Origin of the sequence: Celeribacter baekdonensis, from assembly GCF_003047105.1 — a bacterium.
Classification (GTDB): Bacteria; Pseudomonadota; Alphaproteobacteria; order Rhodobacterales; family Rhodobacteraceae; genus Celeribacter; species Celeribacter baekdonensis_B.
The window spans coordinates 703,082-715,984 of record NZ_CP028475.1; the positions used below are offsets into that span (position 1 = coordinate 703,082).

At 55.9% G+C, this 12,903-nt stretch carries 14 protein-coding genes; 7 read left to right on the plus strand and 7 right to left on the minus strand.

Annotated elements, in window-relative coordinates; genetic code table 11:
* Positions 1–52 precede the first annotated feature (52 nt).
* Both DA792_RS06880 and DA792_RS06885 read right to left on the minus strand, forming a co-directional pair.
* A complete protein-coding gene (locus DA792_RS06880) occupies positions 53–757 on the minus strand; it encodes a HupE/UreJ family protein (RefSeq protein ID WP_368074500.1) in 705 nt (234 codons plus the stop codon).
* Between the two features lie 37 nt (positions 758–794).
* Complete coding sequence (locus DA792_RS06885) at positions 795–2,009, minus strand: NADP-dependent isocitrate dehydrogenase (RefSeq protein ID WP_107719273.1); 1,215 nt, start codon at positions 2,007–2,009, stop codon at positions 795–797.
* A gap of 339 nt (positions 2,010–2,348) precedes the next feature.
* On the opposite strand from DA792_RS06885, the gene rplM reads away from it, so the two are divergent.
* The 7 genes from rplM to DA792_RS06920 all read left to right on the plus strand — a co-directional run bounded on the left by rplM (position 2,349) and on the right by DA792_RS06920 (position 8,424).
* Positions 2,349–2,813: a 50S ribosomal protein L13 gene (rplM, locus tag DA792_RS06890; RefSeq protein ID WP_009571278.1), complete on the plus strand. Its 465-nt coding sequence runs from the start codon at positions 2,349–2,351 to the stop codon at positions 2,811–2,813.
* 2 nt (positions 2,814–2,815) lie between these two features.
* Complete coding sequence (rpsI, locus tag DA792_RS06895; protein WP_107719275.1) at positions 2,816–3,298, plus strand: 30S ribosomal protein S9; 483 nt, start codon at positions 2,816–2,818, stop codon at positions 3,296–3,298.
* A gap of 174 nt (positions 3,299–3,472) precedes the next feature.
* Entirely contained in the window at positions 3,473–4,579 is a 1,107-nt protein-coding gene (locus DA792_RS06900) for a GSCFA domain-containing protein (protein ID WP_107719277.1), read from the plus strand.
* Complete coding sequence (locus DA792_RS06905; protein ID WP_107719279.1) at positions 4,576–5,370, plus strand: hypothetical protein; 795 nt, start codon at positions 4,576–4,578, stop codon at positions 5,368–5,370. Before DA792_RS06900 ends, DA792_RS06905 begins: the two co-directional genes overlap by 4 nt.
* A gap of 242 nt (positions 5,371–5,612) precedes the next feature.
* On the plus strand, positions 5,613–6,521 hold the full coding sequence (locus tag DA792_RS06910) for an ABC transporter permease (protein ID WP_107722596.1): 909 nt from the start codon (positions 5,613–5,615) through the stop codon (positions 6,519–6,521).
* A complete protein-coding gene (locus DA792_RS06915) occupies positions 6,518–7,318 on the plus strand; it encodes an ABC transporter permease (protein WP_107719281.1) in 801 nt (266 codons plus the stop codon). The genes DA792_RS06910 and DA792_RS06915 overlap by 4 nt, the downstream gene beginning before the upstream one ends.
* A complete protein-coding gene (locus DA792_RS06920; protein ID WP_107719283.1) occupies positions 7,318–8,424 on the plus strand; it encodes an ABC transporter ATP-binding protein in 1,107 nt (368 codons plus the stop codon). The genes DA792_RS06915 and DA792_RS06920 overlap by 1 nt, the downstream gene beginning before the upstream one ends.
* A gap of 104 nt (positions 8,425–8,528) precedes the next feature.
* Here DA792_RS06920 and DA792_RS06925 read toward each other — a convergent pair whose 3' ends face one another.
* From DA792_RS06925 to DA792_RS06945, 5 genes are all read right to left on the minus strand, one after another.
* On the minus strand, positions 8,529–9,149 hold the full coding sequence (locus tag DA792_RS06925) for a TetR/AcrR family transcriptional regulator (RefSeq protein ID WP_009571272.1): 621 nt from the start codon (positions 9,147–9,149) through the stop codon (positions 8,529–8,531).
* Positions 9,150–9,159: 10 nt separating this feature from the next.
* The gene (gene ppk2 / locus DA792_RS06930; RefSeq protein ID WP_107719285.1) at positions 9,160–10,047 is read right to left on the minus strand and encodes a polyphosphate kinase 2; all 888 of its coding nucleotides are present in this window, start codon (positions 10,045–10,047) and stop codon (positions 9,160–9,162) included.
* Between the two features lie 72 nt (positions 10,048–10,119).
* On the minus strand, positions 10,120–11,070 hold the full coding sequence (locus DA792_RS06935; RefSeq protein ID WP_159075189.1) for an alpha/beta fold hydrolase: 951 nt from the start codon (positions 11,068–11,070) through the stop codon (positions 10,120–10,122).
* A complete protein-coding gene (locus DA792_RS06940) occupies positions 11,063–11,986 on the minus strand; it encodes a homoserine O-succinyltransferase (RefSeq protein WP_107719289.1) in 924 nt (307 codons plus the stop codon). Before DA792_RS06940 ends, DA792_RS06935 begins: the two co-directional genes overlap by 8 nt.
* Before the next feature lie 29 nt (positions 11,987–12,015).
* Positions 12,016–12,888 (minus strand): ATPase, encoded by an 873-nt coding sequence (locus tag DA792_RS06945; RefSeq protein ID WP_107719291.1) that lies wholly within the window; start codon positions 12,886–12,888, stop codon positions 12,016–12,018.
* Between the last annotated feature and the right edge of the window lie 15 nt (positions 12,889–12,903).

The following is a 12,903-nucleotide window of genomic DNA, read 5'->3' on the forward strand; positions in this document are numbered from 1 at the left end:
ACACAGGCTTAAGGGGCCACTAACATCTAAAATTGTGCAGAAATTTAGGGCCTTAGCCGAAGACCAGCGACAGGCCCAAGAGTGTGGAGGCCGCCCCCAAAGCGCGGGGTGCAAAGGGATGCGCGCGGGCCATATATTGGGCCAAAATAACACCGGAGGCGTGCAGTGCAGCCGTCACAAGGATAAAGCCAGCCCCAAAGGACCATGCGGTGGCCGCCCCGAGTTCGGCACCATGGGCATGACCATGAAACAGGCCAAAAAACGCAGCCACGGCCACGCCGCCCCAAAGACCCGGTCGCAAAGCCAGCATCACAAGCACACCAAAGAGGATCGAAGAGGCGAGGATCATCGGTTCGACAAAGGGCAAAGCCACCCCCATGCGCGCCCCCATATAGCCCAACGTCATCGCGCCGACAAAACCCGCAGGCACGGCCCAGATCGCGCGTCCGCCGATCTGAAGCGCCCAGACGCCGACCGCCAACATGGCCAATATGTGATCAAGGCCAAACAGCGGATGCGAGGCCCCGGCCAGAAACGACCCATGCTCTTCGGGCGGCAAATGCGCGAAGGCGGGGGAGGCGGCGAGGGCGATCAGGGTCGCGCCGAAAAGAGATTTTGTGAGGTCTTTCATAACTGTTCCTTTTGAGGTCAACATCGGCACCCCGACATGGGTCACGCCGTGGCGCAGTCTGTCAAAGCCCGTGGCGAGGTGCAAGACCGTGTCGAGGTGGACCACAGACACAAAAGGCCGGGGCATGTCGGCCCCGGCCCTGATGTCATCGCGAGAGTGCGGTTTAGCCGCCCAATGCCTTGTTCAGGTTCTCGTCGATTTTTTCCAAGAACCCCATCGTGGTCAACCAGCCTTGATCCGGGCCAACCAAAAGCGCGAGGTCTTTGGTCATGAAACCACTCTCAACCGTGTCGACGATGACCTTTTCCAAAGTGGTGGCAAAGCGCATCAATTGATCGTTGTCGTCCAATTTGGCACGGTGTTTCAGGCCTCCCGTCCACGCAAAAATCGAGGCCACGGAGTTGGTCGAGGTGGCTTCGCCCGCTTGGTGTTGACGGTAATGGCGGGTGACAGTGCCGTGGGCGGCCTCTGCTTCGACGATCTTGCCATCGGGTGTCATCAATTGCGAGGTCATCAGGCCCAAAGAGCCAAAGCCCTGTGCGACGGTGTCTGATTGCACGTCACCATCGTAGTTTTTACAGGCCCAGACGAATTTGCCCGACCATTTCATCGCACAGGCGACCATGTCGTCAATCAGGCGGTGTTCGTACCAAATGCCAGCCTTTTTGAAATCTTCGGCAAATTCGGCCTCATAGACCTCTTCGAAAATGTCTTTGAAGCGACCGTCATAGGCTTTGAGGATGGTGTTTTTGGTCGACAGATACACCGGCCAGCCGACATTGAGGCCGTAGTTCAACGAGGCGCGGGCAAAGTCGCGGATGCTGTCGTCCAGGTTGTACATCGCCTGATACACACCGGCGGAGGGGGCGTCGTAGACGACTTTTTCAATAACGGTGCCGTCGTCGCCAACGAATTTCATCGTCAACTGGCCCTTGCCGGGGAACCGGAAATCGGTGGCTTTATATTGGTCCCCAAAGGCATGACGCCCGACCACGATCGGCGACGTCCAACCGGGCACAAGGCGCGGCACGTTTTTACAAATGATCGGCTGGCGAAAAATTGTGCCGCCAAGGATGTTGCGGATCGTGCCGTTGGGCGATTTCCACATTTGTTTGAGGCCGAATTCTTCGACGCGTTGCTCGTCGGGGGTGATGGTGGCGCATTTGACCGCGACACCGACCTCGCGGGTTTTCATGGCGGCGTCGATGGTGATCTGATCATCGGTGGCGTCGCGGCTTTCGATCCCGAGGTCATAATAAAGCAGATCAATGTCGAGATAGGGCAGGATCAGTTTTTTCTTGATGAAGTCCCAAATGATGCGGGTCATTTCATCGCCGTCCATCTCAACGATGGGGTTGTCTACCTTGATCTTGGTCATAGGACTGTCCTTGGAGCGGAGGAGGGTGGGGAGTCGTGGTTTTCATAGCGCATTGGAGAGTAAAAGGGAAGTGGAGTATACCAATGTATACCGAAAATGAGATGTGTGGCTTGGGTCAGACAGATTTGAGGGGCATTGGTGGAAAAACATATGGAAGGTTTGGGGTCTTCAGGCAAATGGAGATTTTGGACTGAAAAGCTGGGAAATTATGGGGTAAAATAATACCTATTTTGTAATGCGTTGAATTTGTTGTTTAAAATAAGATTTGAGGCGCTTGACGTGGCGTGTGAAACCTATAGAACTCGCCCAATCAAATTCCCACCCTAAAGGGCACGACAAATGAAAACTTTTTCCGCAACACCGGCGGACATCGACAAGAAATGGATCCTGATCGACGCTGAAGGCGTTGTTCTGGGCCGTCTTGCTTCGATCGTCGCTATGCGTCTTCGTGGCAAACACAAAGCCACCTTCACCCCGTCCATGGACATGGGTGACAATGTCATCATCATCAATGCTGACAAAATCCAGCTGACCGGCAAAAAACGCACCGACGAGCGTTTCTACTGGCACACGGGTCACCCGGGCGGCATCAAATCCCGCACCATCGGTCAGATCCTTGAGGGCAAATTCCCCGAGCGCGTCGTGACCAAAGCGGTTCAGCGTATGTTGCCGGGCGGCAAACTGTCCCGTCAGCAAATGACCAACCTGCGCGTTTACGCAGGTGCAGAGCACCCGCACGAAGCTCAGAATCCCGAAGTTCTGGACGTTAAGTCCATGAACAAGAAAAACACTCGGAGCGCATAATCATGGTTGAAGAAATCAAATCCTTGGACGCGCTGAACGCTGCTGTTGGTGACACTGTTGTCGAAGTTGCGGCTCCCCGTGAGCCCGTTCGTGACTCCCTTGGCCGCGCGTATGCGACCGGCAAACGTAAAGATGCGGTCGCTCGCGTTTGGATCAAACCGGGCTCCGGTAAGGTCACCGTCAACGGCAAAGAGCAGAACGTCTATTTCGCACGTCCCGTGCTTCAGATGATCCTGCGTCAACCGTTTACCGTTGCTGGCCGCGAAGGCGAGTTCGACGTTGTCGCAACCGTCAAAGGCGGTGGTCTTTCTGGTCAGGCCGGTGCTGTGAAGCACGGTATTTCCAAAGCCCTCCAGCTGTACGATCCCTCCTTGCGCGCCGCTTTGAAAGCCGCTGGCTTCCTCACCCGCGACTCGCGCGTTGTGGAACGTAAGAAGTTCGGTAAAGCCAAAGCCCGTAAGAGCTTCCAGTTCTCCAAGCGTTAATTTCGCTGGATATATATCGCAAAAGGTCGCCGCAGAAGGGTCTGTCGGCGGCCTTTTTTATGGCGCGTTTGGTGCCGTCTTTCGGACCCAACGGCTGCGGCGCGGGGGAGGGTGCCCTTGTCATAAACCTCTGGCTGAGACATAGTTTTGAAAACTGTGTTGTAAGAGTGCCATTTGACCCATCCATACTCAGATTTGCCGCCGAAGGCCTTTTGGAAAACCGGCGTGGTCCAAACGGATAAGGCCCGTTGGCCAGACGTGTTCACGCCTAAGTTTCAGATCACGCCGTACTCTGCGATTGCCACGGCCGGAAGCTGTTTTGCGCAACGTATTCGTCAAGCCTTGGCGGGCGAAAACATCCCTATTTTGGATGCCGAACCTACCCCGCCCGAATTCAACGAGACCCTTGCGAAAGAGTTTGGCTATGGGCTGCATTCGGCGCGCTATGGCAATATTTACACGCCGCGCCAATTGCTTGAGCTGTTAAAGGATGTTGCGGACAACCGTGTTGATGAGGCGTTGTTTTGGCAAAAAGATCAGCGATTTTTTGATGCGCTGCGCCCAAATGTCGAACCTGAAGGCTGTGTGAGCCTAAAGGAGGCTGTTGAGCTGCGCTACCAACATCTTGCGCGGGTCAAGGCGCTGGTTGAAACGGCTGATGTGTTTGTCTTTACCCTTGGGTTGACGGAGGCATGGATTCATTTGCCAACAGGGCGGACTTTGCCCGTGGCGCCGGGGGTGATCGCCGGGGAATATGATCCCGAGCTCTATAAGTTTACCAACTTCACCCACGCTCAAATGTTCAGAGATCTCAAGGCGATCCGGCGGTTGTTCAAACGGTTTAATCGCGGATTGAAACTCGTTTTGACGACCTCTCCGGTCCCCATTACGGCAACGGCGTCGGGTCAGCATGTGTTGGTTGCCAGCACCTACACCAAATCGACCCTGCGTTCTGTTGCCGGGGAAATTGCGATGAAATTTCACAATGTGGATTATTTTCCGGGCTATGAATTGGTCACCACATGGGGACGTGACGACGCCGCCTATGCGCCCAATTTGCGCACCATTCGCCCGGAAGTGGTGGCCGAAGTCATGGCGATTTTCTTGGATGCCTATGGCTTGCGCCAGAAAGAGGGGACAGCAGGGGCGGTTGCGTTAAAGACACCGCAGGCCCGCCCTTTTGAAGGCCACGACGAGGACAGAGACGAGGACAGCGACGACAATGATGCCGACGATGATTTGGTCTGCGAAGAGATCCTGTTAGAGGCCTTTCAAAAATGAGCAAAAAGGGGCTTTTGATCGGAAACTCCCATCTGGCGGCCTATGCGCGCGCCTTGGAGGTTGGGGCACAGCTTTGGCCGGATCAAAGCTATGACAGATTTGGGGCCTACGGCGATTGGTTGGACAGTTTTGGCATCGAAGACGGATGGCTCTGTTCTCAAGATGACAAGGCCAATCAAATGGTTGCATCCTTGACCGGGGTCTCAAAGCGGCGTCCAGATGAGTATGATTTCATCGTTCTTGCCGGCCTCAGATTTTCAATCTTTGCGCTCATCCGGTTGTTCAAACAGAAAGGGTGCGTGGCCATGGCCAGCGCACAGGACTATGAGACCGCGCGAGCCAACGGTCTGACGCTTGTGTCTGAAATGCTGTTGCAGCATTTGGCGCAAGAACAGTTGAACACGTCGCTGGCCATGAGATTGGTCCGTGACATACGCGCCGTCACCGATGTTCCGGTGTTTCTGGCCAGTCAGCCGCGACCCACCCGACAGGTTCTGATCAAGGGCACAAAATTCGGTACGTTTTACGAGATAAACCGACTGAAAGAAGGGGCCTTCGTCTCTGCGTTTTATCAGAAAATGGCCCATAAGGTCTGTGCCGAGGCCGGGGCGATTTACCTCCCCCAACCGCCGAAAACCATCGAAGACGGCCTTTTCACCGAAGAGAGCTACATGATCGGGACCGTGCGCCCCTATCATAAAATCCGGCCCGGGAAAAAAATGGACTATCGCCATGCCAACGCAGAGTTCGGGGCGTTGATGTTGGATCAAATCGCGGCGCATCTGAGCTAGCACCTGTCTGTGAGTCTGCCCCTGCGCCATCTGGCAGGGGGGATCAAAGGAGCGTGATGGACCGCGAGCGTTGCGGTGCAAAATCTCTCTAGGCTGCGCCTTATTTTGCGCGTTTAATGATCGACATGGGGGGAATAGTGGTGAATGTGACGGACGTGACGCAGAGAGATCGAAAATCGCTTGCAGATTTGATCAAATCCGTGGAGCGTAAAAGCAACACGACGCACTGAGGGGCACATATGATGACAGCAGGGGAAAAACTGCGACGATTTTTTAGAACCGATCAAGGGGTTGGGCTTTTGCTTGTGTCCCCCACGGCGCTCTACGCGCTGTTGTTGTTGGCGGTGCCTTTAGTGGCGATCTTTTTGATTTCGTTTTTGACCCAGACGGGTGTGCGGGACTTTGCCCCAGGTTTGTCACTGGCCAATTATAAAGAGGCGCTGACCGATCCGCTTTATCGCCAATTGATGCTGCGTTCGCTGATGGTGTCGGGCTCCGTAACGGTGATCACTGTTTTGCTGGCCTTCCCTATCGCGTATTTCGTCTCTTTCGGGGTTAAGCCGGAGCATAAGTCACTTTGGATTTTCCTCATCACCATCCCGTTTTGGACCTCCTATCTGATCCGCGTGTTCCTGTGGAAAGTGATTTTGGGCTACAATGGCGTGTTGAACTCAGGGCTGAAACTCGTTGGAATCATTGATGAACCTCTGACCTTTATCCTTTATAACGTCAACGCCGTGATCATCACGCTGGCCCATGCCTATGCGCCCTTCGCGATTCTGCCGATCTTTGTCGCGCTTGAGAAAATCGACCGGTCTTACCTTGAGGCCTCGCGCGATCTGGGCGAAAGCCGCACCATGACGTTTCTGCGCGTGACCCTGCCTTTGGCCGCTCCCGGCGTGGTCGCGGCTGTGCTGATCGTCTTCATCCCGACCATCGGTGATTACGTGACCCCACGCCTTGTCGGCGGCCCCGGCGGTTTGATGATTGCCAATATGATCCAAACCCAATTCCTGCGCCTCAATAACGCGCCTCTCGGGGCCACTTTGGCGGTGCTGGCGATGTTGATTGTCGCCGTGATTGCCATCGTGTTCTTGATCATTGGTTACCGTGCCGCAGGTGGTGGTAAAAAAGGAGGGCGCAGCAAATGAAGACGCTCAAAATCTATGCCATTGCCTATCTGGTGTTTTTATATGCGCCGATTTTCCTTCTGCCGCTCTTTGCCTTCAACACCTCGACGATCATCGCCTTTCCATTGACCGGGTTCACCACCGAGTGGTTCACCGCGCTCTTAGACATCACGGAAATGCACAACGCTTTGCTCAACTCGCTTGAGATCGCCGTCACCTCGGCCGTGTTGGCGACGATCTTTGGCATCTTTGGCGCGATGGCCTCGACGCGCTATCAATTCCCCGGCCAAAAGGGCATCATGGGCTTTATCATGTTGCCCTTGGTGCTGCCCGAAATCATTGTTGCAGTGTCGCTCTTGGTTGTGATCCTGAAACTGGGCATGTCCACGGGGGCGTGGTCGGTGATCGCCGGGCATACGTTGATCTGTACGCCCTTTGCCATCGCCATTCTCAACTCTGCCTTCGCTGCGCTCGACCCATCGCTGGAAGAGGCCGCTTATGATCTTGGCGAAACCCGCGCCTCGACCTTTCGCCGCGTGACCTTGCCTTTGGTCATGCCGGGGATCGTGTCGGCGCTGTTGATCTCTTTCACCATTTCGATGGATGAATTCATCATTGCCTTTTTCCTCACCGGTGCCGATCCGACGCTTCCGGTCTATCTCTTTTCCATGCTGCGGTTCCCAAAACTGCTGCCCGCCGTGATGGCGCTTGGGACGATCCTTGTGGTTCTCTCGATCCTGCTCATCACCATCGCTGAAATTTTCCGTCGCCGTGGCGCCAAACGCGCAGGCCTCAAAGACACCGGGGGCTTCCTCTAATGACGAACCAACCAAAACCTGAACGTAAGCCACTTATTTCGCTTCAGAATATCCAAAAGCACTATGGTGAGTATCACGCGCTGCGGGGGATCAACCTTGAGATTGGCGAGGGCGAATTCTTTTCCCTTTTGGGTCCGTCGGGGTGTGGCAAGACCACGCTTTTGCGCACCATCGCCGGGTTTGAAGACATCGATTCCGGCTCTGTGATGCTTGCAGGCAAGGACATGATGGGCGTGCCGGCCAACAAACGGCCGACCAATATGGTGTTCCAATCCTATGCGATTTTCCCGCACCTGACCGTGGCCGAAAATGTCGCCTTTGGTCTGCGCAAATCACCGATGTCAAAGGCGGAAAAAGCCCAAGCCGCAGAGGCCGCGCTCGAAATGGTCGGTCTTACGGGCTATGGCAACCGCGCCGCTCATGCGCTGTCTGGTGGTCAACGCCAACGGGTTGCGCTGGCCCGCGCTCTGGTCCTCAAACCGAAAGTGCTGCTGCTCGATGAGCCGCTCTCAGCCCTGGATCGCAAGATGCGCGAACAGATGCAGGTCGAGTTGATCAAGCTGCAACGCGAGGTCGGCATCACCTTTATCCTCGTCACCCATGACCAAGAAGAAGCGTTGGTCATGTCCGACCGGATCGCTGTGATGTTTGAAGGCGAGATCGCGCAATGCGATGATCCCGAAGTGCTTTACCGCCGCCCCAAAACCAAACGCGTGGCGGATTTTATTGGCGTGATGAATTTTCTCCCCGCCACATGCCGCCACGAGGCCGGTAAGAAAATCGTCAATATCGTTGGTCTGGGAGAAACCGAAATCACCGATGACCAATGCCCCGAAGGCTTCCCCGAGGGCGCGGCTACAGTCGGGTTCCGCCCGGAAACCTTGACCATTCTTTACGATACACAGACGCCGACCCATCGCGAGTCCCCGGCCTTGATCGAAGAGGTCGTCTACTACGGCGACATGACCTATTACGACGTGAAATTCGATGGGGTGGACACGCCTGTGCGCCTGTCGATGCGCAACCTGTTTGGTCGTGACGTGCTCGAGGTCGGCACCCGCGCCCGCATAAGCTGGTCGCCCGGCGCTTTGGTCGTCTTCGGCTAAAGCCAATAAAACAAGCGCTTTGGTCGTGTTCGGCTAAAACAAGAAAGCGGGCTTTGGTCATGTACGCCAAAGCCCGTTTTACGTCTGAAAATAGACAGATGTCGCTATTTGTCCTGTGGGATCAACCCCAGCCCGCGTAGGTAAATCCCGATGCCGGTTTCCAACAGGTCTTCGGGCGGAAACGGGCTTTTGGTGCCAGGGGAGCCGCGGGCAAAGAGTTCAACCACGCCATGCGACATCGCCCAGATATGGGCCGAAACCATTTGCGGCGGCGGGCGGTTCTCGGCCGGGATATGTTCGGACAGGTTGACGGCGGCCTGTTCCATCACGCCCAACGCGCGTGTGGCGACCTGATACAGATCGGGCGTGCGTTGCACCGAAATGCCGGACTCAAACATCGCCACATAATGCCCCGGATATTTGCGCGCAAAGGCCAGATAGGCCCGGCCCACGGCTTCGAAACTCGCCAAGGCGGAGGGCTGTCCGGTCTCATAGGCGTAATCCAACAGATCGGCGAAGACCTCGTAGCCTTGTCGGGCAATCTCGGCGATCAAGTCCTCGCGGCCCTCGAAATGGCGATAGACGGCGGCGGGGGTCACGCCTGCGGTCTTTGCCGCTTCGGACAAAGAAAACCCGGTCGGGCCTTTTTCCTCAATCAGGCTCAGAGCCGCATCGACCAAGGCCTGACGCAGATTGCCGTGATGATAGCCGCGCTTTTTGGTCATACGATGCCGCTCATTCGTCCACGTCGCCCGTGGTCAACAAGGCCGGACCATCCACGATCTTATCGTCAATCTCGCCCAGGCCTTTTTTATCCTTGCCCCTATAGTCAATCTGGCTGAGCACAGCGCGGATCGCATTGAGGCGTGCGCGGTATTTGTCATCCGATCGGATCACCGTCCAGGGCGCGGTGTCACTGTGGCTACGCTCCATCGTCTCTGAAATCGCCACAGTGTAGTCATCCCAGCGCTTGAGGCCCTCAACATCAATCGAGGACAGTTTCCACTGTTTCAACAGATCACCCTCACGAGCCAAAAAGCGGCGCAATTGTTCGGCACGCCCGACGTTGAGCCAGATTTTGAAAAGCTGGATGCCTTCGGAGACCAACATGTCCTCAAATTCGGGAAGTTGGTGAAAAAATTTGTTGCGCTGATCATCGGTGCAAAATCCGAACACTTTTTCCACCACGGCGCGGTTGTACCACGAGCGGTCAAACAGCACCAATTCACCCTCGGTCGGCAGGTGATCGACATAGCGCTGAAAATACCATTGCCCAGCTTCGCGTTCGGTTGGTTTTCCCAATGCCACAATGCGGGCTGAGCGGGGATTGAGGTTCTCACGAAAGCGTTTGATCGTCCCGCCTTTGCCCGCCGCGTCACGGCCCTCAAACACCACCACAATCCGCTTTCCCGTCTCACGAATATCGGCCAAAAGTTTGACCAATTCGCGCTGCAAGGCGTCCATTTCGTCTTCGTATTCAGATTTTTTCATCCAAGACGAATAGGGGTAAGTGTCTGACAGAATGTCCTTTTTACTGCCCTCCTCAATGGCTTTGCGGATGCTTTTGGGGGCTTCATCGGAATAATAGCGAGAAATCGCGCCATCAAAGGGCAGGTCGGTCATGTCACGGCTTTCGTGTTAATGCTGTTAACAATATGGGCCTTTTGGCACGGGAGTGCAATGCAACTGCGCGCTCTAGCGGTCCTCAAGACGTGCGGTCAATCGGTCGACGGCGGCCACAACCTCTTGGGTCGCCACGTGATGTGGCATATGGCCCAGACCCTCAAGCCGCACCAGATGATCGGAGTCCACATCGCGCGCCAAAGGAGCGGCATGCACCTCAAGACCCACAGTCGTATCCGCCGTGCCATGAACACTTTCGATCGGCAGCATGAGGGAGGGGTAACCTGTCGTCATATCGCGCAATTGCGCCTTGAGCGTCACGCGCTGTCGGGCGTTAAGCGTTTGGGTCGCGGGGCGGAGGGACAGGCGCGGTTGGAAAAAGGCAGTATAGCCCTCTGGCGCATGTTGCGGCGCGAACACCGCGTCTATTTCAGAGGCCAAGACCGGGGAGGGCAGATAGGCCATCAGCATCCAGGAAAAGATGTCGCCGATCACCGGGGTCGCCATCGTTCGGTAAAACAACGAAGGGTCACCCGCCCATTCATGCGAGGCGGCAGAGACCAGAACCAAACCGAGCATATTCTCCTGATCCTGCAACGCCCATTCAAGGGCCACCGCACCACCGTAAGATTGTCCCAAAACCATCAGCTTGCGCGGCTCCAGCTCAGAAATCGCCTCGCGCAGGGTTTGCGCCTGGGCCGCCAGGCTTTCGTCACTGAGAGCGGGCGAATAACCAAAGCCGGGACGATCGACAACATAGACGCGGTAGCGTTCCGCAAGTGCCGGAGCGAGACGGAATGTCATGTCATAGGTCGAGCCGGACGCGCCGTGAATCAACACGATGGGAGGCGCGCCCTCAGGGCCGTAGCGCTCGACATGGACGATTTGGCCGCTCAACGTGGTGACCATCTCGCCGGTTTGCGGCGCTTTGCGCATCGCGATTTGACCGCGCTTTTGGGCGATCAAAACCGTGGCGGCCATCAAGGCGAGGAGAACCGATAGACATATCAGAGCCTTACTCACCGATCTTCGCCAAATCATACTGCGTGGTTTGATACATTTCGTTGATCCAGTTGCCGTAAAGCAAATGCGCATGCGAGCGCCAGCGATTCACCGGACGCAACGACGGGTTGTCGTTTTGGAAATAATGCAACGGCGGCACGATGGGCTTTCCGGCATCGACGTCGCGGCGGTATTCTTCGTTCAACGTGCCGGTGTCATATTCGAAATGGTTGAAAATATAGAGCGCGCGATGCTCCGGGTCTTGTACCAGACACGGCCCGGTTTCGTCCGAGCCCAACAGCGGGATCAGCGCAGGAACCGCGTCAATTTCCGCTTGGCGCATTTCCGTCCAACGGCTGACCGGGATGTAACATTCGTCCGAAAACCCGCGCAGGTAGGGGGAGGCGGGGGCAAGGTTGTTTTGACGGAACAGGCCAAAGGCTTTTTCTGCCAAAATGTGCTTTTTCACCCCATGGAAATAATTGATCATCGCCATGCCGCCCCAACAGACGCCAAAGGTCGAATGCACATGGGTTTGAGTCCACTCAAACACCTCTTTGAGCTCGTCCCAATAGGTCACCTCTTCGAACGGCAGATGTTCAATCGGCGCGCCAGTGATGATCAGACCGTCGAATTTCTCGCCCGAGGCTTTGACCTCCTCAAAGGGGCGGTAAAACTCTTCCATATGCTCGGCGGCGGTGTTTTTGGCCTGATGTTCGCTCATCCGAATCAGTTTGAAATCAATCTGTAACGGTGTTGCGCCGATCAAACGGGCGAACTGATTTTCGGTCTGAATTTTCTTCGGCATCAGGTTCAAAAGCGCGATGCGAAGCGGGCGAATTTCCTGAGATTTGGCCCGGCCTTCGCCCATGACCATCACGCCCTCGGCCGAGAGCACGTCATAGGCGGGTAGGTTTTCGGGCAAGGTGATGGGCATAGTCAGGTCCTTCGTGGTGGAAGAGTGATTTAGGTCTGCGCAGCCTGCAAATCAAGCGCCGAGCCAATGAGCGCGTCAAAGCCTTCGGGGGTTTTGGCCGCGGCCACGTCTTCGGCGCTCACGCTCACCCCCCAATTTTCGGCCATGGCGGCATAGCGCGGCTGACGGTGGGCGAGGGCGCGGGCATAGGTGTAGCGGATGAAATCATCGGGGTTGACCTCGGCTTCGCTGACGCGGTTCTCGCTGAGGTATTCGTCCCAGATCGCCGCCAAAAACTCCGGCTGATAGGCCATCGGTTTGGGCGCGCGATCAAAGCGACGGATCAACTCTTCGGTATGGGCCTCCGAGCCCTTGATCCAGACCAAAAGCGCATCTTTCGAGAGGGCTTTGAGGATCGGATCACTCGGGTCTTCGGCATCGACCCATTCACAGATCGACCCGCCTGTGTCGCACACAAAATGCGGATAGCCGTAGAGGTCCTGGGCGCGATGGATGAAGTGCCCCGTGTCTAAAAGCGCGGCTTCTTCGGCGGCACGAAACAGCGCCTGACGGCGTTGAAATTCGGCCATCGGGATGCCGCCAAGCTCCGGCGCGCCGGGTTTGCCGAGGAAATAGGACACCGGGGCGAGATTGTTAAAGGTGATGTTGGATTTGATATAGATGCTGTCGGACAGGAATTGATCGCGCAAAAACGGATCGCGCATCGCGACCTTTTTGAGGTTGTCGTCAATCGCCTCGCCCAGATAGCGCGTGCCGATGCGGTAATCGACCGAGTAATGATACCAGGCTTTGGTGTCTCGCAACATGTTGGAAATATGGGTTTTTCCAAGGCCTGACATGCCAAAGAGAATGACTCTTTTGGCGCGACAATCACGCCAGTCTTTGCCCGAGGTGTAACTCATCTCGCATCCTTTGTT